This is a genomic window from Elusimicrobium simillimum, from assembly GCF_049639735.1.
Lineage (GTDB): Bacteria > Elusimicrobiota > Elusimicrobia > Elusimicrobiales > Elusimicrobiaceae > Elusimicrobium > Elusimicrobium simillimum.
Map to the genome: position 1 here is coordinate 1,374,906 of NZ_JBEVVA010000003.1, position 21,523 is coordinate 1,396,428.

General features: G+C 43.7%; 33 protein-coding genes. All 33 read right to left on the reverse strand.

Features of this window, described 5'->3' with window-relative positions; all coding sequences use genetic code 11:
- Positions 1-2,034 carry a hypothetical protein gene (locus AAIR98_RS07170; protein ID WP_423971510.1) on the reverse strand — a complete coding sequence of 678 codons (2,034 nt, stop codon included), beginning with the start codon at positions 2,032-2,034 and terminating at the stop codon, positions 1-3.
- 3 nt (positions 2,035-2,037) lie between these two features.
- Positions 2,038-2,580, reverse strand: a complete 543-nt coding sequence (locus AAIR98_RS07175; protein WP_423971511.1) for a hypothetical protein — start codon at positions 2,578-2,580, stop codon at positions 2,038-2,040.
- A 16-nt stretch (positions 2,581-2,596) separates the two neighbouring features.
- Entirely contained in the window at positions 2,597-3,043 is a 447-nt protein-coding gene (locus tag AAIR98_RS07180; protein WP_423971512.1) for a phage protein Gp13 family protein, read from the reverse strand.
- Positions 3,040-5,832 (reverse strand): phage tail protein, encoded by a 2,793-nt coding sequence (locus tag AAIR98_RS07185; RefSeq protein ID WP_423971513.1) that lies wholly within the window; start codon positions 5,830-5,832, stop codon positions 3,040-3,042. Before AAIR98_RS07185 ends, AAIR98_RS07180 begins: the two co-directional genes overlap by 4 nt.
- 3 nt (positions 5,833-5,835) lie before the next feature.
- Complete coding sequence (locus AAIR98_RS07190) at positions 5,836-6,465, reverse strand: phage connector family protein (RefSeq protein ID WP_423971514.1); 630 nt, start codon at positions 6,463-6,465, stop codon at positions 5,836-5,838.
- 54 nt (positions 6,466-6,519) lie between these two features.
- Positions 6,520-6,900, reverse strand: a complete 381-nt coding sequence (locus AAIR98_RS07195) for a hypothetical protein (RefSeq protein WP_423971515.1) — start codon at positions 6,898-6,900, stop codon at positions 6,520-6,522.
- Between the two features lie 32 nt (positions 6,901-6,932).
- Entirely contained in the window at positions 6,933-7,946 is a 1,014-nt protein-coding gene (locus AAIR98_RS07200) for a major capsid protein (protein WP_423971516.1), read from the reverse strand.
- Positions 7,947-7,961: 15 nt separating this feature from the next.
- A complete protein-coding gene (locus AAIR98_RS07205) occupies positions 7,962-8,678 on the reverse strand; it encodes a hypothetical protein (RefSeq protein WP_423971517.1) in 717 nt (238 codons plus the stop codon).
- 4 nt (positions 8,679-8,682) lie between these two features.
- The gene (locus tag AAIR98_RS07210) at positions 8,683-9,015 is read right to left on the reverse strand and encodes a hypothetical protein (RefSeq protein WP_423971518.1); all 333 of its coding nucleotides are present in this window, start codon (positions 9,013-9,015) and stop codon (positions 8,683-8,685) included.
- Between the two features lie 2 nt (positions 9,016-9,017).
- On the reverse strand, positions 9,018-10,667 hold the full coding sequence (locus AAIR98_RS07215; RefSeq protein WP_423971519.1) for a portal protein: 1,650 nt from the start codon (positions 10,665-10,667) through the stop codon (positions 9,018-9,020).
- A gap of 5 nt (positions 10,668-10,672) precedes the next feature.
- Positions 10,673-11,005 carry a hypothetical protein gene (locus tag AAIR98_RS07220; RefSeq protein ID WP_423971520.1) on the reverse strand — a complete coding sequence of 111 codons (333 nt, stop codon included), beginning with the start codon at positions 11,003-11,005 and terminating at the stop codon, positions 10,673-10,675.
- 11 nt (positions 11,006-11,016) lie between these two features.
- Positions 11,017-12,348 carry a PBSX family phage terminase large subunit gene (locus AAIR98_RS07225; RefSeq protein WP_423971521.1) on the reverse strand — a complete coding sequence of 444 codons (1,332 nt, stop codon included), beginning with the start codon at positions 12,346-12,348 and terminating at the stop codon, positions 11,017-11,019.
- On the reverse strand, positions 12,345-12,872 hold the full coding sequence (locus tag AAIR98_RS07230; RefSeq protein ID WP_423971522.1) for a terminase small subunit: 528 nt from the start codon (positions 12,870-12,872) through the stop codon (positions 12,345-12,347). Before AAIR98_RS07230 ends, AAIR98_RS07225 begins: the two co-directional genes overlap by 4 nt.
- 151 nt (positions 12,873-13,023) lie before the next feature.
- Positions 13,024-13,440 (reverse strand): hypothetical protein, encoded by a 417-nt coding sequence (locus AAIR98_RS07235; protein ID WP_423971523.1) that lies wholly within the window; start codon positions 13,438-13,440, stop codon positions 13,024-13,026.
- 5 nt (positions 13,441-13,445) lie between these two features.
- Entirely contained in the window at positions 13,446-14,459 is a 1,014-nt protein-coding gene (locus AAIR98_RS07240; RefSeq protein WP_423971524.1) for a DeoR family transcriptional regulator, read from the reverse strand.
- Positions 14,460-14,560: 101 nt separating this feature from the next.
- A complete protein-coding gene (locus AAIR98_RS07245) occupies positions 14,561-14,878 on the reverse strand; it encodes a hypothetical protein (protein WP_423971525.1) in 318 nt (105 codons plus the stop codon).
- A 56-nt stretch (positions 14,879-14,934) separates the two neighbouring features.
- Complete coding sequence (locus AAIR98_RS07250) at positions 14,935-15,180, reverse strand: hypothetical protein (protein ID WP_423971526.1); 246 nt, start codon at positions 15,178-15,180, stop codon at positions 14,935-14,937.
- 204 nt (positions 15,181-15,384) lie between these two features.
- Entirely contained in the window at positions 15,385-15,591 is a 207-nt protein-coding gene (locus tag AAIR98_RS07255; protein ID WP_423971527.1) for a hypothetical protein, read from the reverse strand.
- Positions 15,588-15,941, reverse strand: coding sequence for a P-loop NTPase family protein (locus AAIR98_RS07260; protein ID WP_423971528.1), 354 nt, complete (start codon positions 15,939-15,941; stop codon positions 15,588-15,590). The genes AAIR98_RS07255 and AAIR98_RS07260 overlap by 4 nt, the downstream gene beginning before the upstream one ends.
- A 273-nt stretch (positions 15,942-16,214) precedes the next feature.
- Positions 16,215-16,550, reverse strand: coding sequence for a hypothetical protein (locus AAIR98_RS07265; protein WP_423971529.1), 336 nt, complete (start codon positions 16,548-16,550; stop codon positions 16,215-16,217).
- A 275-nt stretch (positions 16,551-16,825) separates the two neighbouring features.
- Complete coding sequence (locus AAIR98_RS07270) at positions 16,826-17,011, reverse strand: hypothetical protein (RefSeq protein WP_423971530.1); 186 nt, start codon at positions 17,009-17,011, stop codon at positions 16,826-16,828.
- Positions 17,012-17,023: 12 nt separating this feature from the next.
- Entirely contained in the window at positions 17,024-17,320 is a 297-nt protein-coding gene (locus AAIR98_RS07275) for a hypothetical protein (protein ID WP_423971531.1), read from the reverse strand.
- Between the two features lie 149 nt (positions 17,321-17,469).
- Complete coding sequence (locus AAIR98_RS07280; protein ID WP_423971532.1) at positions 17,470-17,655, reverse strand: hypothetical protein; 186 nt, start codon at positions 17,653-17,655, stop codon at positions 17,470-17,472.
- A gap of 1 nt (position 17,656) precedes the next feature.
- Positions 17,657-17,980, reverse strand: coding sequence for a hypothetical protein (locus AAIR98_RS07285; RefSeq protein ID WP_423971533.1), 324 nt, complete (start codon positions 17,978-17,980; stop codon positions 17,657-17,659).
- Entirely contained in the window at positions 17,967-18,146 is a 180-nt protein-coding gene (locus tag AAIR98_RS07290; RefSeq protein WP_423971534.1) for a hypothetical protein, read from the reverse strand. Before AAIR98_RS07290 ends, AAIR98_RS07285 begins: the two co-directional genes overlap by 14 nt.
- On the reverse strand, positions 18,143-18,595 hold the full coding sequence (locus tag AAIR98_RS07295; protein WP_423971535.1) for a hypothetical protein: 453 nt from the start codon (positions 18,593-18,595) through the stop codon (positions 18,143-18,145). The genes AAIR98_RS07290 and AAIR98_RS07295 overlap by 4 nt, the downstream gene beginning before the upstream one ends.
- Before the next feature lie 156 nt (positions 18,596-18,751).
- Positions 18,752-19,042, reverse strand: coding sequence for a DUF2829 domain-containing protein (locus tag AAIR98_RS07300; RefSeq protein ID WP_423971536.1), 291 nt, complete (start codon positions 19,040-19,042; stop codon positions 18,752-18,754).
- Between the two features lie 58 nt (positions 19,043-19,100).
- Positions 19,101-19,436, reverse strand: coding sequence for an Acb2/Tad1 domain-containing protein (locus AAIR98_RS07305; RefSeq protein ID WP_423971537.1), 336 nt, complete (start codon positions 19,434-19,436; stop codon positions 19,101-19,103).
- A 140-nt stretch (positions 19,437-19,576) separates the two neighbouring features.
- Positions 19,577-19,723 (reverse strand): hypothetical protein, encoded by a 147-nt coding sequence (locus AAIR98_RS07310; protein ID WP_423971538.1) that lies wholly within the window; start codon positions 19,721-19,723, stop codon positions 19,577-19,579.
- A gap of 52 nt (positions 19,724-19,775) precedes the next feature.
- Positions 19,776-20,195 (reverse strand): HAD family hydrolase, encoded by a 420-nt coding sequence (locus AAIR98_RS07315; RefSeq protein ID WP_423971539.1) that lies wholly within the window; start codon positions 20,193-20,195, stop codon positions 19,776-19,778.
- Positions 20,196-20,332: 137 nt separating this feature from the next.
- Entirely contained in the window at positions 20,333-20,737 is a 405-nt protein-coding gene (locus AAIR98_RS07320) for a hypothetical protein (protein WP_423971540.1), read from the reverse strand.
- A gap of 103 nt (positions 20,738-20,840) precedes the next feature.
- Positions 20,841-21,305 carry a hypothetical protein gene (locus AAIR98_RS07325; RefSeq protein ID WP_423971541.1) on the reverse strand — a complete coding sequence of 155 codons (465 nt, stop codon included), beginning with the start codon at positions 21,303-21,305 and terminating at the stop codon, positions 20,841-20,843.
- Positions 21,302-21,523, reverse strand: a complete 222-nt coding sequence (locus AAIR98_RS07330) for a hypothetical protein (protein WP_423971542.1) — start codon at positions 21,521-21,523, stop codon at positions 21,302-21,304. Before AAIR98_RS07330 ends, AAIR98_RS07325 begins: the two co-directional genes overlap by 4 nt.

Here is a 21,523-nt window from a genome sequence, read left to right on the forward strand (position 1 = left end):
TTAATATCCGTAAGGGTGTGGTTTGTGTACTAAATCAGGGTGTTGCTCCTCAAAGTTCTGCATACTTCTTCTGCGCTGCTCTCTTATAATAAAGCCGGGCAAGATATAATTTTTCCTTTTATCCGCAGGTAAAGACTGGTCATAGTCATACAAAGCTTTTATGGCGGAGTTCATTGTTTCTTCATTAAGCAGCGTAGCGCCGTCTTCTTTAATATCACGTAAAACCATTTCCAGCGCGTCGAATTCCACGCTGCCCGGCCGCGCCGCTGTATCAATCCTGTATTTACGGCTAAAAGTATTCCATGCTTTCTCCGTAGGCGCTTTCCCTGCCGCCGTCATGCTCTGCGTATATGCCTGCCAGAACTCAGTCGCCTTCCTGTCAGCAGCTTCATTATGTTTTGCTGTTGCAACTTCTCTTTGCTGCGGGGTCGCATTAGGCGGCACATACAAAGGCTCAGATGTTGCAAATATGCCGCGCATATTGTTATATACATCAACTTTTGTTTTCTCTATGCCGCTGTCTAAGTTGTAAGTATCACGGTAAACAGTTTCTTCAATAGTCGGCGCTGAAACCTGTTCAGCAATGGCAATTTGTTTTTGTAAATCAGCATGGGCGTTCTGCTCATCCACTGTTTTATAAAATGCAAATTTCCACTCATATTGCTGCGTTTTACCAGTTATCTCTTTTTCAAACTTTCTTGCTATATAAGCGTCTAGTTGTTTTTGCTGTACAGGGCTAAGGCTCTTTCCCTTCACACCATCGGTAAAAAACATATTTGTTAATGTCTTGTAAGACCCCGCGTTAATGCCGTCGTTGTCATAAGCGTTTTCAATCATGCCTCTTGTGGTAGTACCCTCTCTTATACCGTCACGCAGCGCTACAAAAAGCTTTACGTCTTCACTTCTGTTTTCATTCCCAGCCCAAATATCGTTAAGCTGCTTTTCTTTAAAATATCTGTCCCTACTGTCACGCGCGGTAGGCAGTAATTCTCTTTTTGTGTCGTCCAAACTTCTTTTGCTTGCAAACGCCTGCGTTGCCTGCACGCCAAAGTTATAATCTTGGTCAGCGTAGTTTTGCTTAAATATTCTGTTTTGCTCTCTCGCGCGGGCTTCAGTATCTTTGTAAAGCTGTTCTTTTTCCGCGCGGGGTATGTCCATATGGTCAATAAAAGTGTCCATATAAAGCAGGTCTACCTCACCCTCAGCGTTTACGCTTTTTCTTACCTCGTCCCATACGCCAAAAGCAAGGTTTTCATATTTCTTACCCTCTACCTGCTTTTTCAAACTTTCCAGCGTTTTATTATCCACGCTTCCGGCCACCATTTCTATTGTTCGCAGCGCGCCGTCAATATCATTGTTGTCCAACAAGACTGTTACTTTTTTGTCCGCCGCTTCGCCCAAACTTTTAATATCCAAATCTTCAAAGGCTCTTTTAGAACTATCGTTAAGTATCGGTCTTATTCCGGCTTCGTTAGGCTTGTAGGCGTTTTCAATTTGCTGTTTGGTACGCTCACGCTGCAGCGCAAATGTTTCAGCGTCTTTAGCGTCCAGCGCAAGCTGCGCTTCTTTTTTTACAGTGTCTTGCAGGGTGTTTTGCGCGCGCACTACTTTTTTATCTGTGGCTATACGGGCGGTATCTACCTCAGCGCGTTTAAAAAACACCTGGCCCTGGTTACCCTTCCATGCGTTATACGCTCTTTCTCCCAGCTGTTTTACGCCCTTATCCTCAATATCTTTAATAAAAGCCGTGTACTCAGCGCCAAAGCTGTCTACGTCATTACTTGCGCCCAGCTTATCCTGGTATGTCATTAATTCTATTCTTGCCAGGTCCTCAAAATTGCCTAAATTTATATTGTTTTCGGCTATCGCAATACTGGCAGCGGCACTGCCTATCCTTTCTTCTGCGGCACCCAGCGTTTTTAAAGCGCTGCCTATATTCTCACCATAAGCGCCCGCAACAGGCCCGGCGGCTTCCCCGCGCGCGGCGGTTTGTTGCTGCATATCAACCTGCTGCTCATACATAGGTACTTTCATTGGTTAAACCTCCTTTTTCATTTTGTACCAGTCATAACCAACAGTAGCCCCGGTATTAAGCATTGTTGAATACATTTCCATGTTAGAAGCTATCTTCGCGTTTTTTCCGGCCAGCCTGGCCTGGGTGGCCTGGCTTTTCAAATTAATGTTTGTAAGCTTGTTAGCCAAACGCTTTTCTCCGGCGGCGGTGTGCGTGTTATAGCGCAGCATATCCTGGTCTAAAATTTGGTTATAAGCGCTGTCTCGTATAATATCTTCGGCAGACACGCTTGACAGGTCCATTCCGGCCGCAGCCATAGCAACCTTTTGCTGTCCAAAAATCTTTTTGCCCTCTTTGTTTATCTGCCCGTATTGGTAAGCGCCGCGCTCCGCGTCTAAATCTATCTGTCTTTCTGTAGCAAGGTCATTTTGCCTTGTTTGCGACTCTAAAGAGTCGGCCATACTATTGTAGTAACTCTGCTGCGCGCGGCCGCTTATATAGCTGCCCGCCATACTTGTTAACCCGCCCGCCGCTTGCGTCCCCATTATTGCTGTAGGTGTACACATATTTCTTACCTCTCTTTTAAAAAATAAAAAATCTAAATTTTTCCTGCTTTACGCCAAACGGCTTTGCGTTATTGGCAAACGCCGCGCCCATATACTCAAGCCACCTTTTTGTAGTTTCATTTTCGTCATAAACAAGGTTATATAACATACCGTATTTTTCTTTAAATTCTTTTATAATTTCTTTGCCTTGCTTAATAAAACTTATTTTGTGTTTTTCTACTTCTTCAGTAGCCAGCAGCCATACACAGGCGCAGTCTTTTTCTTTTTGCACACCATATATCAGTATGGCCTGGCCACCAATAGTACCCACATAGCTTTCTGTAGACACCGCTACACTGCGCTGTAGGCTTTTTAGCGTATCCATACCACTGCCTGCCAGTATTTCTTTTACGTCGCATTTACGCAGGTTTTCAGCCAAAAAGCGTAAATGTTCTTCAGTGGGTTTTTCTTTTTTTATTCTCATAAGTTTAAATGCAGCACAAAACCGCCTACTTCCATAGGCATAGGGTCCGGCTGCTCCACAATAAGCGTTACTTCTTTACCGCTTGAGCAAGATACCTCTTGCGTCTTAAACCCGCTTACCATTTCAGCAGGTTTATCAAAATGCCTGCGTCCCTCAAACGGGTACAATTTTTCTTCAGCAAACTGCGCTATTCTTATTTCTTCCTCGGTGCGCGTGCCCACATACCCGCCAATGGTATCAACAACCCATACGTCAACGGCGGCCACGCTTTTACTTCTGCTGCTGGTGCTTCCGTCCGTCCCGGTTTCGCCAAAAGACAAGCTTTCAATTCTGCAGTTATACGGCAGTCCCGCGTGTATTTTTTTAGCGGTAAACCCGTTAGGAAATTTAATTTTACCGTCCGTCACCTTAAGCCATTCACCCTGCGCCGCGTCCTCTTTAGGCGCGTCACGTATTACATATCCGTCCGCCACAACCGCAACGCCCTTACCTTCTAAATGCCCTAAGCCGGACACTTCGTTTACAGCTTCGTCGAACTCAAAAGTTACGCCGCAGTCCACAAAAAACTGGTCTTCAGGTTTGTTGCTTTTTAGCCTTTGCTCCATTTTTTCAACGTATAAAATACCGCCCCTGCGTACGCTAAGCCACAGGTCGTCATGGTCCCCGCCGGAATTAACGTTTATATTTTCCACCTTTCCGTCAGTTTCAAATCTTGTCCACGCTAAAATATCTTGCTCTCTAAGGTAGGTCATTACGGCCATACTGCCGTCGCTAAACATTACCCACAACAAACTGTTGGGTTCTTGCTGGTATTCCATTGCCGCAATTTGTTTACCCTTAAATAAATGCGGCGCAAGCAGTCTTAAATCGTCGCCGCCAAAGCTGTCGTTTTGTAGTGAATAACTTATTTCACGCAGCACATTCCCCTGTGACTGCGCGTATACAATCTTATCGCCTATAATAACCGGGCGCGCCTTGCTGCCGCCATAACTGTTTTGCCTGGGTGCGGAGGTTGCGGGGGTCAATTCGTCAGTGCTGGTAACATAAGCGCCGTCCTGCGTAAGCAGAACCAGTCTTTTAAGGCCCACAATCGCGTTTATATCGTTTTGTGACTTAAGGGCAATGGTCGCCCCGTCACTGTCCAGCAAAGGCGTATTACGCGCAAAACTTTCATAATTTTCAACTTCCGTAGTGTAGGCGCTTCTTCCCTTTACCCAGCATACGCGGCCCTGGTAAGCGTAAACAGATGTGGGGTAACCCTGCGCGTCACTCCATGCGCCCTCGGCCCAGTCTGTTGTGCCAAGGCCTTGCTCGGCCGTAGTGCCGTTAGCGTAGGCACAGCTTAAACTTTCGCCCGTGTTCATTTTAAAGCGGAATTTAGTTATTTGCACCGGGGCAAAATCCCACTGGCATAATTTTTGTGTTTTACCTAATGTTAAACGCCAGCCGTTATGCGGCTTACCTAAATTTTCCCAACCGTTGTTTGTCCATATAAGCAGCTCAATATCAAGGTAGTCACTCTGGCCTTTTAAAAATGTGGCTGCTATGGTATTAACCGCGTACTTTGTGCGGCCGTCATTCCAAAATTCATATTCCCAATAGGTCCCGTCAGCGCGGTCTTTAAGGTCTCCACTCATACCCAGGTACACCCCAAAATAAACCAGTTGCCCGTTTTTATACCCATTACCGTCACCGCCCACAACCCCGGGGTCCTGTTGCGGTACGCCCGTCAAGTCAGGCGTAAGTTTTACTATATCCACACCGTTTCCGGTAAACAGTTCATGTATTCCGGTTACGCCGTTTTCAATAGTTACGTCACACTCGGTAGGGTTCCAGTATTTCACAATCTTTACTATGTTATAGTGTTTAAAAGTATCTACGCTTAAAGTAGCCACGCATTCCCCGCTGGTGTACTCATAACGCAAGCGCAGCCATACCAGACTGTCTTCCCCGGTATCACCAAAACTGTTAGCGTTGTTGCCGTCACTGTCATTGGTAAAGGTCGCCACGGTAGACCATTCCACGCGGTTAGCGCTTTTTTCCAAAAACAGTTTACCCGTCCAGTCTCCGGCGGTTTTAACTTTCCATTCTGATTTGGCCAAAACATATTGGCTGGAAGTTTTTGTACTGTTAAAAGTTTCTTTTTTAATTTGCCCTTGCACGTCGCCGCGCACTCTAAAATAAGCGCCTGTGTGCATTTCTGTAAAGTAGTTGGTAGAGGCTTTTATTTTATACCCGCTGTCCGCTTTATAAAAAACGCTAATTCTAATAGTTTCGTCTGTATTAGTATTTAAAAACGGGCCGCCTTTATACGGGTATTCCGTAAATACCCAGTCCAAATTACCACGCCTATGCAATTCATACGGTCTTTTACCCAGGCACGCTATATAAAAAACGTCTGCAGTTTGGTGGTAATAAATATTTTCTAAATCCGCTTCAGTAAAAGGGCTTAGTATTTCGTAGGGCACGTCCAGGTCGTCTGGGTTTTCTTTTTCTTTAACTACTAAACCGTCAGGCGTATAAAACCTTACGTATTCATGTCCAAATTCTAATTCAAAAACTTGGTCTTTATTAAATGTAAAAGGTATCAAAGCAATCTTGTCTGTACCGTTCTTTGTCCTGTGGTACATTCTTGTACCCGGGCGGTTAGCCATGCCGCCCTGCGGGCGCACGTAAAAGTTGAGGGCCTTTTTAACGGCGCTGGTTTTTATTGCCAGGTCATTACGCACCCACAAACTTATGTCTATTTCACCCTTTGACAAACTGGCCTGTAACGGATAATATTGCATACCTTAACCCCTGCTATCTAAAATTTCATTGCTTTTAATTACCACTGGTTTACTTTCTTTTTTACTGTTAAGGCGCGCCTTATCAATACGCAACATTGCCTCTTGTTTTAAACGTGCGGTAAGGTCAGCTTTCTTTTTTAACTCTGCGCTAAACTCGCTTGACATATAGTAGGCCAAAGCTGTGTCATACCCGTTGCGGAAAAACGCCGGGTCAGTCTGTTTATAAGTAGTTACCGCGCTGGCTTCGTTAATGTTTGAGGGTATTACCAATTTACCCAGTGACGGTATAAAAAGTATTTCAGGGTTAAGTTCGCTGTGTCCGTTATAGTCTGGGCTGCGTCTTAAATTTGCCGGGCCGGTAAATACTTCCTGCACGCTAACAGTATTGGGGGGCAATTCATAGTAGTTTTCATACCCGTCCACTTTATACATTCCCACGTCTACCCTGGTCAGCTTTACAATAACACGCGCAAAACCCCAATCACTCTCTTGCAGTAAATCCACACAAGAACTTTCCCAAAATCTTGCGCACACTTCCGCGCGCAAACTGTTGTCGCTCAGGCTTGAAATAGGCGGCTCTTCTGCGTAGCTTAACGCCCTGTTGCAAATACTCAATTTTAAATGTTCAGACATATCTTTTATTCCTTTTTAAAAAGGGCGGCAGCTAAGCGCCGCCCTTTTAGCTCGCTATACCGTTGCCATATCAACTGTAGGCGCCAAATAAGCATTAACTGTGCCCGCACCGTCAGTCACAAATTTAAATCTCAAATATTCAAGATTGCCTATTGCAAGTCTTGCTTTTAAGATAAAATCTGCAAATCCGTCAGCTGTAGCAACAACTTCTCCTGAGCTTAACAGTGTTTTAGGCGTAGTAAACACCTCGTCTTCTGATGTCTCCACCGAAGCGGTTAGTTTAGCACCTACGGCAAACTTAGTTTTTCCCTGCGAAACACACGCAAACGGATTAACATAAGCATCTCCTTTACCAAACTTGAACACTTTAGAATAGCTGGTCCCGGCAGCTAATTCCTGTTCTTCTGATAATATTTCTTCATTATCTCTAATCATTTTCCAAGTCTCCTTAAATTTCTAAAAACTGATTAGTTAAACTTAACCAGCGTTTCGCCTTCTCTTTCAGCGGCGCCGCCTTTGATAGCGTCGCACATTCTTAAAGGAATGCGGTGCAATGTTCTCAGCTTAAGCAGCGAGGGGCTTTCATTGGTAAACTGAACATTGTTTTTTGCGTCCAAAGCGCCTTCCACGCGGTCAGTGGCCCATCTGTTCATATACCAGCAGAACTTGCCCTTATTAAGGGTCTGAACCATGTTTGTGGCGCGTCTAAGCAGCTTTAACAGCTCAGCGTCAGAAATGCTGTCAAGGTCAAGATTGGCGATACGGGAGCAAAATCTAAGGTCTTTAACACCAATACCCTGGTCCCATTCAACAAAGGTTTCATAGCCCAAAAACGCAGCGCCAGGTTTCTTCGCGTCCTCAATTTTATGGGGCTTATTTCCGGGTGTTAAGTCCGTTACGTTAATACCAACTTTAGCGCCTTTAGGCACAAAGCCGTACGCACCAACCTCTTTATCCCAACAAACAAGATAAATAGATGTTAGATGTGTCCCCGTACCTTTACCGTCAATTAATGTTCTGCCCGCTTTTTTAGGGTCAGAATATCTCACGGCAAAGCCGTTAAACGCGTCAGGGTCTTCTTTTGCGTCACCGTAAAAGATTTCGCCGGACATCCCCTCACCAAGCGCAGATATAGATTTGCCAAGCTCCTGTGCTCTAAAATCCTCAATCTTCGCCTGTGCGGGTACTAACCTTTTGTCAACTATTGAGCGCTGCTCATAGTGGGCGTATCCTTCAACAATTTGCTCGTTTTTGCCTTTTGTCGCTTCCACGCCACTATTAACTCTTCTCTTACTTGCAGCGGGTCTTTCTGTAGAAGCAAGATAAACGTCTCCAGTATCTAGGTTGCCCTCAATAACTGGCATATCGTTTATAATTTCATTTTCTTCTGCCAATCTGTCTACTGCAGGTACTACATCACCGTTAGGGTCAATAGATTTAGCGTAGTCCGATAAATTCGGAAGTCCTGTTCCGTTAGCCATAATAAAAATCCTCTCTTATTCTTTTGGTTTAAAAATATCAGCAAGCGTCCTAGGTCTTCCGCTTGCGCCGGCACCGCCAGAAACAAACTTGTGCGTGCCAAATACTTCTCTACCGAGTTTTGAAAACACTTCAATAAATGCCTTATGCTCGGTTGCGCCCAGGTCTTGCATAAATTCTTTAAAGCCCTCTACGCCCACACCGTCTAACGCTTTGTTAACGTCAGCGCTAATTATGGTCATATCTTTACCTTTAAAGTGCTCTGCAGCTTCAGCACGCCACTGTTCTTTTACCTGTTTACCCGTATCAAGTACGGTTTTAACAGTTTCAGTGTGCATATCTACCAAAGCCTGGGCCTGTTCTTGTCCTAATTTGTTGTCTTTTATATAGGCTTCAAACTTGGCGGCTTTTTCGCCGTCTAATTTAAAACCCTCTGGTATGCTTAACTTAGATAAGTCAGCACTCTGTACTTCTTCACCGCCAGGTTGCGCCCCGTCAGTGGTTTTATTCTCGGTTGCGGCGGCTTGCGTACCGTCACCCCCTACCAAATCTTCTTTGCCTGCAGCGGCAGGCTCCTGTGTTCCGGCCGCTGGCTGCGGCGCAGCTGCGGGTTCTGTAATGGCTACAGGTACGGCTGTCGGCTCTGTTGTTACCGCAGGCGCTGTGGCCGGGGTTGCATTTTCAACCGCGGGCACTACCACAGGTTCTGTTGTTTGTGTTGTTTTAGGGTCCATAAAACTAATCCTCTCTTTCTTTATTTATTTGGTTTATTTGCTCTTGCGTTTCCTTAACGTCAGATTTATACTCGTCTTCCATTTGGAATATCGCCTCACGCTTAGAGTTTTTAATCTTCTTTTTAATTATTTCGCCTACATCTTTTTTGCCGTTTTGGTATGCGGTATTGTAGGGGTTGGCCGGGTCAAATGTATTTACATCCTCATTGCAATTTAAAAGTATTGAGTATATTACGCGCCTGCCCTCAGGCATACTTAATACTTTCGCCCAGTCGTCTTTATTCCTTTTTATCTGACGGTCAGAAAGTTTTTGTTTTTCTTTTTTCTTATCGCTCATAATTACGCCGCCATTCCGGTATTTTCAAGCACAGTGTCAAGCGCGCTGTCATTGCCTAACGGTATTTCGCTTGCGGTCTTTGCGCCTTGCAAAAGCGCCTGCGCGTTAGCCGCCTGTTGCTGCATTTGCGCGGCCTGGGCGCGTTGCTCTCTTTCCTGCGACACAACTTCCTCGTCTTTAAAAATCAAGCCTGCGCCAATCTTTTCACCTATCAGCCTGGCGTACTTGTCAGCGTCTATGTTGTCCAAAACTTCGGGCCTGGCTTGCGCCAGTTCAAACAGTCTTCTTACAGCGTCTTCGTAGGTATTTAAGCTGCTGGCTTTTTGCGCCATAGCTACTATGGAAACAAAGTTAATATTCAAATTCCTGCCCTGCAGTTCCTGCGGCGCGGGGTCAACAATATTATGTTTGTTAAGCAGATAGAAAATAGTTTCTATTATCGGTATCAACGCTTCGTCGTTAAGCACGTTAAGTATAGGCCCTATTTTAGACAGGCGTTCAACTTCGCGGCGGTTAATTTCATAAGCCAGCATTTTGCCCACGTTTTCAGGGGTAAATAAGTGGAACACATCAGCAAAAAACTTTTTGCGTACGCTTTCTTTTTTTACAGCCTGGTCACGCGTAAGCTTTTCATTGTCAATGTCTACCTGGTACATAGTCCTTACCGCGCCTTCTACCTGCCCGTTAACCACGTTTACAGCGCCCTCGCTTACGTCAATAGGCCCTGTTACGCTGCTGCTTACTAAAAGCGGCGGGTCTTCTTTCTTACCCGTAGAACTCATTTTTTTACGTTCCATTCTTTGTATTTGTTTAAGGTCGCCAAGTGCAAACCAGCCCGGCCCCTTTCCGTAAGTCATACTTTTGTTTTTGGTAAACCAGCGCGGGCTTATCACAGGCCAGTAGTCATACCCGCCAACACTTACAAACTCTTCTTTCCCGTCCATAAAATAAAAACTGGCATACTCAAAATGTTTACTTATCTTACTGCCGGGTATATAGTTTTCATTGGGGCAAACAAGGTGCGTTATTGTAAATTCTTGTGTATATAATTTGCCGTTATAAGCAGCTTTCACTGTTTCAGGCAGGTTCTCCAGCCCAAATTCCTCCACCAGTTCCAAAACCGTTTTAACAATATCACGGGCAAATATTTGCACCTTACCGTTTTTGCCAAGGCCCAGGTAATAATCTCCAAACGTTAAAAACTCACAATCAATTATTTTTTCAGCGTCTTCTTTAATAAAAAAGCAGCCTGTGCCAAAGATAGCGGTTTCTATATAAAGCGCGTGCAGCACACGGTAAAGGTTGCTTTTTTGCATAATCAACTCAATCAGCGTGCAGGTATCCTCAAGCCATTGTTTTACCGCCGCAGGTATCCAAAAGCGCGGGTAGTCAACCGTAAGTTCAAACCACCTTTTACTTGGGCTGGTTAAACCGTTTTGCATTCCGGCGGCCAAGTCATTAATATCATTCTCAACGTCGCTGTCCAGCAATGTTTTATGGTCAATCAGGTCTCCGTCCTGTTTTGACGTTCCCCAATTTCCCAAATATGGCATTGTATACTTAGCTATAGTTTTGCAGGATTTAAAGAAAGGCGCTCTTACAGCTTCCAGCTGTTCTTTTATTCTCCTAGCGTCGGTAATATCTTTAATCATATTGGCTATTCCCCTAAAGTTTTTTTAGTGCCGGACACATACATCCCGCCGCCAGTTGTAGCAGGCGCGGCCAAGTCGCCTTGTCTGCTTGTTTTAAAAGTGCTTGCGTACCCTGCGCGTACCGCATTCATACGGTCACTTTCCAGGGTAGACGTATATTTTTGCGTCTCACCCGGTGTTTTTTCCTTTAGCGCTTGCTCCGCTTCTTCATTAGCGCGTTTTTGCTCTCTGCTTGCTTCCTTAGCGGCTTTCTTTTGCTCTACCGCGCCGTAAGCTGTGGCACCCGCGCCTATCAGCGCAGACCCCGCCATAATCCCCGCCGAAACTGGTTCACACATATTCTTCACCTCTAGTCATAATCTTTAAGCTTGTTTACTGTACGTCTCATTCCAAACCCGCCTAACACTTCTGTCTGCGCCCTGCTTTGTACTGGCATGGCAAAAGTTAAAACAAACGCGTCCGCCTTATCGGGTGAGCGTCCTATCTTTTGCCTTATTTCTTCTTTACTTATCAGGCATATCTTCCCGGCTTCACTTTTCCTGGGGTCTATTTCTATGGCCGCCAGTTCTTCGCGCAAATCAGCGTCGTCGGGCAAGCACCCGCCAGCGCGCAGCCATTCTAAAGCTTCGCCGTACATCTCAGCGCGTTTATTTCTGTAAATATCTTTAAGGGGGGACGACGCAAAATGCACAGGCGTTATATTAAAGTGCAGCTGGCCGCTGCATATAGCTACCACAGCTTCACCAAAAGCTGCGTCAGTAAAAGCGCCGTCAGCGTTCTTATCACGCATTTCAATAGCCATACGGTTGGCCAGGCCCAGCGGGTCCAAGTCTTTAAATTCAAGCAGCGGGTACAGCTTTAACCCTTGCCTGCGGGCAATTACCGCCCGGTCGTCACCGCCGCCGTTAGGGTCCAAACCTAAAACAACGGCGGCGTGCCTAACGTCGTAATCATTAATATTACGCTGGCACGCCGCCGTTACAAGTTCACGCGGAAAAAACGCGTTAGGCCCGCTGCTGTTGCGCGGTTTTCCTAACCATATGTGGTCATAGTCCTGCGGCCTTTCATTTAAACAGCGCAAACGTTCAATGTTTAAAGCGTCAGTAAAAAACGGGTTATCATACCACTGCACTTCAAGCACCAGCGTTGTATCGTCCGGGTGTTCGCAAAAATACATCCACACAGGGTCTTTTTCTTCAAATCTGTTGAAAGTAAACCACACTTCGCTGCCGCCCTTACGTATAGTAGGCATTAAAATATCAATGGTGTCTTTACTAATGTTGTGCGCTTCCTCAACCCAGCAAATATCAAACCCCTCTAATGATTTAATTTTGCTTATATCGCCCTTAAACCCTTTAAATACAAACTCACTTCCGTTAAACACACGTATAGTGTTTTCTGTAATATCAAAAAACCCGTCAATCTCAGCGTCTTTTATTATCTGGCTAAAAAGCTGGTGCACACTCTCAGCTATAGAGTTTTGCTGTTCTCTCGCGCACAAAATACGCATTTTCTTTTGGCAGGACAGTATTAGCAGCGCACGCGCAATATTATGGCTCTTAGCGCCGCCGCGCCCGCCGTGCGCAACTTTTACGCGGTATTGCCCGCGCACAAAAAACGGTTTAAACTTTTCAACCACTACAACGTTTTTCAACGCTTCGTTAATATCGGCAAATGTCATTGCTCACCCCCTTTAGCCTGGGGGGCTTTACCGTCTACAAAACGTACATTAAGTACGGCGTTTTCAGGTATTTCAAAAGCGTTATCCGCGCCTAAAATGCCGTAGTGTTTACCCATTAACTCATTGGCCTTTATAATAACGCGCTGCTGCTTGGTACAAATCAAATCACCGTCCCCGTCATATATGGGAATACGCGCCACTTCTGACAGGTTTTCCAGCACTTCATTAGCTTCCAAAACGCTTTTACTTATTCCAAGCGCTCTTAGCTGCTTAACCCTAAGGGTTATTGTGGGGTCTTTTAAAAGTTCGTTTACTTCGGAATATATTGTTGAGGGTTTTGCGTTAGTGTCAAACGCTTTTCGGTATGCTTCGGCTGCGTTACCATGCGTCGCGTACTCTATGCAGAAGTTATCGCGCTTTATGGTAAGCGGTTTTAGTTTGGTAAGGTTATGGGAAGACGAAGCGCGGTAGTGTTTCTGCGCTTCCTCAGCTATATTATCACCTTGTGTAACGTGCCTGGGCATAAAAAAATCAGACTCCCCAGTCCGTCCACTGGTTTATCTGATAGATTATGCAGGCAATTAAAAACTAATTGCCCCTAGGCCCATTACACACATGACTAGTATAAACTAAATTTCCATTTTTTACAAGTCTTTTTTTAATTACCCCAAGTGTTTACCACGGTTTACCGCCGTACACTCTTTCATTGTACTCACTCAGTCTTTCGCCTTTTCTAAATTTAAGGTCCGGGTGTTCCTCTTTTTTCGCAAAAAAGTAGCAGCTAAACGTATTTACCCTTGGGTTAGCGGCTATCAGCTCTTTCCATGTTTTCAAGTCGTTAGAGTGCGGCGCTAGGGTGCTGTGCCACCCGTGGTACGCGTAAACCTTGCCGCACTGCGCGCACACCGTTTTAGTGCAAATTTTCATTATATTTTTGCTGTAATTTGGCGGGTCGTCATTAAGCGTTACGTCAACATAAATCAAGTCAAAACACCCGCAAGCGCAAGACTGTTTTTTATCCGCGCCCTCAGCGCTTACCGCCGCCGCTTTAGTTTTTTCACTGCTTTTTTGTGAGTTTAAATAATTTGCCATAGCCCCTATCTCCCTCCGTATTTTTCGCTGTTAATTTCTTGTATGTAAGACACCGCGCGCTGCTCTATCGCAGCCAGGCTCTTACACCCGGCCAGCCAGCCCTTAACAAGCACGCTGCGCGTTAATTCCAGGTCCCCGCCGCAACGTACCGCCATGCGTTCCAGCACTTCCCTATCAGGCTCAAAAGCCGCGTTTATTTTCATGTTATCACCCAGACTTAAAAGTTCTGTGTTCGTTTCCCCAAGCCACCAGGCAACCAGTTTTTCTTTTTCAGTTACCGGGTTAAGTACGTCTAAAATATAAAACACTTCCCCTTGCGGCGCTTCGTCCTTGTACAGCCTTTTTGTAATATACTTAACGGCGGTAGGTACATATCTGCCGTTATTTCTATGCCAGTCCCTAAGCATAACCTGCCAGCACAGGCCATTTATTACCTCACCCAAGTCAGGGCTGTATTTCTCCCACGCTTCCCCGGCTTTTTCTGCAGTTTTTTTGTTAGGGTAGTGCTGCAAAAAAAACATAAAATCCGCACGTCCCCTGTGGGGACTATAGGGGTTCTTGTAAACTGCTTGTTTATGCTTGTATTCCTTATATGCCTGTGTCAAATTTTGACACAAACCCTCTTTTTTTTCCGCTTCCTCTGTGTCAAAATTTGACACATCTTCTTCACTCTCGCCGCTTTCCCCGGCTTCACCAGGTGTAAAGTCTTCCGGCGCGTCAAAGTCTTCAAACGCTTTTAGCCCGTCCTGGTATTTCCCGTAGTTAATTATTTCTATGCGCCCGTCTTGGTATTTGATTGAGCCGCTTTCTTCCAAAAACGCCAGCGCCTTACGCAGCGTGTTAACACTCACGTTTAACCGCTCCGCCAGCTTACGCACAGGCATTTCAATGGCGGCTACGCGCCTGTCCGCAATCACAAGCATTTTTACCCACAGGCCAAAAACCGTAGTATCACTCCAAATCCCGTTGTATTCAATTTTTCGGCTTATTTTCACCCAGCCTTTTTTATCTTTTTCCATGCAAATTGCCCCGTATTTTTTGCTAAAGCTACCGCTAACATCTTTTTAAAAGCGTTTGTTTTCACGTCTAAACTTAGTGTTTTTTAATTTTCAGCTTTATGTCATGTCATTTCCCTTATTTTAACCGCCGGGCTTTGCCCGTAGATGTGCAGCCCGTCACTTTTAAGCGCCAGTACCGTAACGCCAGGTTCTTTTCTTCTCGCGCGAATTTCTTCAACAGGTATATGTTCTATATATATCTTCATATTCTCTATATGCGCCTTATACGCGCCTGCACCATACAGCACAGCGTCACGCTCTGCCGCGTTCAAAACCGCTATCAAATGTCTCATTATCACGCTGCTTAGCCTATCTGCTTGCGCCCAGGCTTTATCAACGGCAGTCTTATAATTTTTTCTTGCTGGCTTTTCTTTTGTCATATTTTCTTAAGTCCTTTAATATAGGTGACGGGGTTAACACGTCTTTTACAACCCTGTCAGGCTGCCTCCTCAAACCTTGAAACCAAAAGTTTGCTGGCTTCAATTTTTCTCAGCTCATTCTTAAGCTTTATATTAAGGTCAATCAAATCCTCTGCCGCGCGGAACATTACAAGAAACGGGCTATTGCCCCGATCCTCTACAACAGATTCCGCTCCCTTTACCCAGCAAAGAACATCAGAAAGCGCCATCTGCATTTTTTCCGCTTCCCCTTTTGTCATTTTTATTTCTATATCTTTTTCCATAACACCCTCTTTATACCGCGCAAAACTGCACGTATTTTAATTTTTATCCTAAACTTAAGCAGCCACCACTTAGTTAGCTTTTTGCCCTCTGTGGACATAATACGCGCGGCGCAGCGCAAGTCTTTATTTGAGTAGGTTGCGCTCCACGCGGCATACAGTAAGCAATCAATACTATCCTCGTGTTTTTGCAGCGGCGGGAACTCTCTAAAATTCCCACATGCTACCCCGTTCCGGGGTTTGCCCACAGCAATATTCGCTTACTTTTTCCATGCTACCGTCTGCTTTTAAAATATATTTACCGTCGCGCCTAAACATTATCACCTTAAATCCAGAGCGGACCCAAGCCAAAGCTTCCTGGCGGCGCAAAAACTCCTTACTACGCTGTCTACCGCCAAATTCAATATGAGTCATATTTCCTCTCCCCAATAGTTTTTTATTAATCTAGATTTTCCACAATCAATAATTTCTCCACTTATGGTAATTGAATATATTGCCACTCCAGGGTGTGCTATATATTGCAGCAGCGCCTCTGCGTCGTCTATCACAATCCAATCTACCCGCTTACCCCAATACCTGTTTTCAATAAATTCATTAAATGTAAGTGGAAAATTTATTTCTAGTCCAAAACTTTGTGCATATTCGAATATAATTTTTGCCACCTGCTTGCTGCGGACAACAATATACCCATTACCCTCAATGGGAAGCCTTCTTAAAAGTTCTGTAGTTTTTCCTGAAGCCCTAGCGCCTGTAATTATTTTCATTTCAAAAACCTCTTAGCGAATGCCTCGGCGGCTCTTTCAGATATATCTCTGCCCGCCCAATCCGCAAAATTTCCCCAAAACGTCTTAGGAAATGCATCATATATTGACTGTGTTCCACGTGCTATAATTTCATTAAGAGTAAAAGCTTTTTTATTAAAAAGTTTCAAATCTCCCCTACATAGAACATTGTCGGCCCCTGTACAGTTGCCGCTTTTTAAACACGGCGCAGGGCATACTTTTAAAAGCGCTACATATTTTTCTATTTCAGGCATATTATTTCCCCTTTAAAGTTATTATTGCGGGGTTAATTGTGCCTTTTTCTTTCCCGGTGCCGCCGCATTTTTTATTCCAGAATTTCCTAAAATCTTCACCACGGGGATGAAAATATTTTATGGTTGCGGCTATAGCGCCCGCCTGGTATCCGCTTGTCCCGCCTACGCCTATTTCATCCTCAGCGTCTTCGCAGCTTTTGCCAGCGTCCAGTGCTTTGCCAGCAGCGGCCGCGCGCACTATAACATGGTTGCCGTACCAGTCCTGGTTTTTAGCAACATATTCCGCATAATCTTTTTCCAACCCGGGTCTAACCGTCATCTTTTCTTCTTTTCTCATAGATTTTTCTCCTTGTTAAAATATTTTTATGTCTGATTTTTCAAACTCTCGCAAAATACATAGGCGAACATAGTCCTTACCCCAATGCCGCCTACCCCAAATAATACGGGGATATTTTTTCACAAACTCGCTCATATACCCAAATGGTTCATACCTCGGCTTTGTCATTTTGTTTTACCTCTTATTCTTTATAGTCTGAACAAAATAAACCTGTTTTTTTTACAAGACAGATACTGTTAAAAGCACATTTTTTACAACTGCGTTTTTCCTTGCTTTTATTCGTCTTTTTTTGCATATAGCCCCTTTTCTAATCCGGCCAAAAACTGGCCCATAATTTCTATTACTTCAAGAATATAGTCTGTATGGTCGGGAAAGCTGTCTCCACAAAGCGCATGGCGCAGCGTCCCCAGTTTTTCTATTGCGTCATTTATAGCTGTTTTTGTTATTTCTGTGTTTTGCATAAAATTAGACCCCTATATAAAATGTATAGCTATAACGGTATTATCGTTATATACGTTTAAATACTTTCTTTCTTCAGCCGGAACATCACGCCCGTTGATATACTCTATTCGTGTAATCAGGCGTATCATTGTTTGGTTTGTATACCCCCTATGAAAAACAACAAAATCACAGTCCCGCATTTTCCTTATTCGGGTAAGCCAATACTGCGTACCCCTGCGGTATTCAACTTGCTTGCGTCCAAAAGCAATCTCGTCAAACCATTTATGCGTCAAAACTAAATTAAGCGTTTTGTTTTTCGTGTTCTGCATAAGCTGGACCTCATTAAATTTTTTCTTCGAATCGTTTTTGACAGTTATCACAAAAATAAACCACTAAAATGCTTCCAATACCACCGTTATAGATATTAAAATTTGTCATCCAATATCCACATTCAGGACATTTCTTTTTCATTTACAACCTACCTCTTAAAATGCTTGCGTTTAAGCTTAGCTAATTTACGACGGTCGGCACGATTACTAGACAAGCCAAAAGTATCTACTAAAAATTCTTTTTTAGAATTTCTAAACTCAATATCTTTAGCCGCCTGCAGCATATCTTTTTTTTGTTCTGCTACTTGATTAAAAACATCAGCTACTCTTTGCATTTTATCCTCTCTTATACTCGTAGAATTCCTGTAACAAATTTTCCAAACGGTAGACTATAGAATGCTCTACTCTATTGCTTTTTATCCCCGCGTCGGCAAGCAGCAAGTGCAGCGCTTCATGTAGCCCCACGGCGGCGGGGTTAGCGCAGCCTTGCATATTGTGATATAGGTAAAAGTGGTGTGCGTCAGGGTCATACTTAATAGTGGCGTAAACCTTAAGCTTGGGCATATACTTACACCAAACCAGCTTCCAATCTGTCAACCCAAAAGCTTTTTGCCAACATAAAAAACTGTCTAAAAACACCTCTCCTTTAGTTTTTTTCATATGCCCCCTCCCATTTCCTATGTTCCGCTTCAAGCAGCCTTTTTAAGGCGCTTATTCTGCGCTGCTGCGCGTTGCGCTCTTTCCTGCTTAAACCATTACTGCAGGCTACACAAATATTACCCTGCACCCTGCAAAGTTCCGCGCAAAAACAATTAAGCTTTTTCATATACTTCCCATAGACAAACCAAGCAAAACACCCACTGGCAGCAGTGCGGCGTTATCGTCAGCCTTACGCTCAGCTTCTTTAAGTTTTTTGTTTGTAGTTATATTAACCAGGTCAACTTCCGCGTTTACATATTTGTAATAATACTTCTGCAAAACCTCGTCTTCATTTAAAGTTCTGCAGCTGCAATCAAAATATTTACAAAATGACCTATAGTGCGGGTACTTAACTTCAACTTTTGCGCAAAAAGCTTCTTCTCTAGCTTGTTTTTTTTCAGCGCTTTTAACACCACTAACAATACCCATACCTATGGCTGCAGCTAAAATTAAAACGCCAATAATGAGAATTATAAACTCCCAATCCGGTCCGGGTTTTCTATAATCAACTATAAAACCCTGCTGCAGCTTAACTTCTCCCATACTCACGCCTATTAATCCAGCTGGTGTACACATATTCTCACCTCTTTCCAAAAATCATGTAACAAATCTTTAAAAACCTGTAACAAAAAGCATGTTTAACGTAATAAAAGTGTTAAGTTTTGTTATTTTTTGCTTAAAAAATATTAAATATTCAAAAAACCCCAGGCCCATAATTCCGGGGTTTTCAAACTACTCAACAATAGTCCAGTCCTCAGCCAACATATCCGTTTGGCTTGCCAGCCAGCCCATAAGTATTTTATTATCTGCAGTTTTGAATAATATATACGGCAACACCTCCGCAGTGCCGCCATTTTTTTCTGCAAACTCCCTCGTATGCTTATTCCAAAAAGCAGCGGCAGACTGCGCAGGGTGACCGCTCCCTAGAGATATCCACATCCCCTTCCCGTTCCAACCTTCACGGGCAACTTTTTTACCTTCTTTCAAAAGTCTTAATGCCCAAGAAAAATCACGTGTTTCCATATTTCCACCTTCCTTATTTTTTATATTACCCCTGCGCCCATAACGCAGGGGTTAGTATTTAAAAGCTATCCGGCTGCGCAATGCTGCGCACTACAGCCATAAAACCCTGCTGCAACTGTGTTTTGCCTATAGCTATCCACCTTTTATCAGCGCCCGCACTTTCGGACTCTACTTCAGCAACCACATCACCCACAAGTTCGGCCACCTCTTTTACCTTATTCATTAAGGCAATTTCTTTTGCGTCTAACTCCCTATAACCTTTTATCTGTCTATGCTGATTATCCATAAAACACCGTCCTGTTTTAAAATAACTGCCTACTGCATGGGCGCGGGGTACGGGTTTAGAGTAAGTTGCCGCGCCCAAATTCTTCAAATTTGCAAGGGCTGAAAGCATTTAAACAGCCCCCGTTACTTCATTAAACTTCCCTGTTGCGGTTGAAGTAACAATCCCGTGGGAAGTGTATTAGCTGGTGAACTATTCCAAATATTTCAAATAACGGAAGTCAGCTTTTTTAGTAAACTGGAATGGATTTGCTAATATTTTTTCTGAAGTATTTTTATTATATCCTCTCTTGTGTTCAAAACAATCACGCTGCCATTTTTTTCTGCCCTAAAAATATCCCTAACATACCTTTTTACCGCTTTTCTCTGCACTTTATTAAGTCTCGTTATATCTTTCATAATCTTTCCCCTTTTATGGTTTTCTGCTTATATTCCACCGCACTCCCAAAATCTATTTACCAAAATACGTCTTAACAACACTTAGTCCTAACTTTTTATATTCCTTTATACACGCCGCGTCATTTTCAAAAATCAGCACAGGGCGCGCAACCTTTGCCATATAGGCTTTAAGTTCGGCCGCTGGCTGCGTGTTCCAGTCCGGGCGCATAACCAAAAACACAAAATCAAGTCCGTTTTTATGCAACCACTCGCGTGTTTTTTTATAAACCTTAATGCTGCGCGCGGTATGCACGCGCACCTCGTAGCCAATGCGGTAAAACTGCTGCGCCATTTTCACGGTAACGGGGTTAGGCTTTTCGTTGCCGCAAGCGTTATTAAACGCGGCGTAGTCCGGTTTAGCACACTCCACCAAGTGGCGTGTCGTCTTATCGCTTGCAAGCACTCCGTCTAAATCAAAAATTATTTTTTCCATATTTTTTATGCCGTATCATTTTGTTAGAGTTATTAATTTCTCTAATCAGGTTTAAATTTTTCCTCTTTTTAAATATGTCTTTGTTTAACATTTTTAATATTTTCATAAACATAAAAACCCCCTTGCCGGGCGGCGCATTACTGCGCTGCCCGGGCCTGGCACTTAGGGGTAATAAGCGCCAGGCAGGAGGGGGTTGAGGTTTCACTAATTAGCCTTACAGTTTCTTCTACAGCCCTACGCGCCAGCGCCAACATAAGCAACTTAGACGCGTAATGTTCTTCACCCGGCTGCAAAGTTATACGGCCAAGGTTATTAATACTGTTCTTTCTCAAATCGTTAAAAAAGTAATCAAAGGCCGCCAATGCTCCGCTACGTTCATTTTTATATTCGTTATAGTACCAGGCGCAGCGCACATTTATTACCACGTCACGCAATATCTTTTGCTCGCTCTCATTAAAATAATGCTTGCCCCAAACTACAATCTGCCCGCATTCCAAAGCGTCGTGCCTGTCACAAACTTCGTATATTAAATCCTTTGCCATATACACCCCTAATAAATAACCTGGTTTAAATCAAAAATATAAAACCATACTTCTATAAAACAGCTTCCCCAAACCCAGCTGTTAACAATAAAAAGAAATGTTTTCATAAGGCGTTTATAAAATAACGGCTACCGTTTACACTTGCCATTTCCCAAGCGTCTATTGCGGAGTATTCCCTCTTTTCCACACAACCGTTTTTATATGACCTAAAAATTTTTTTATACAGTTTACCATCTCTGTATTTATAAGTTTCTATATGTTTAAAATCAAACCCCGGTGCTCCGCACCCGGCCATTTCAGCATAATGAAAAACCCTGTTGTTTTTTATATACGCAAGACTTACAAACTCGTCATACCCGCGTGGTGAGGTTTTTAAAACAATTTCATAAATACCTTTCTTTATTTCGTCTATTTTCCAAATTTCCTTATCATGAAAAAATCTCTCATAATCCTCCGCACAAACCAAAGCGCTAATATTAATCTTTTTTATGGCCGCATTAATACTGTTTTTAAGTATCCAAATAACCTCTTTCAAAACATGCATTTCTTTTTTAAAAAATCTTTTCATAGTCCACCCCCAAGTCGTTTTTTTAATATTTTTATTTCCTCAAGCAACCTATCAATATTACGCCTTACAAAATCTTCGTCAATCGCCCTGCCTTTCAAGCTTTCCAGCCACAAAACGCTGTCTATTTTACTGTTATGCTCCTGCACCACAGCCCGGTGCTGCTCCAAATTCATTTCTTCGCAGCTTATACGCTGCAGCCATTCCTGGTCTTTTGGCAT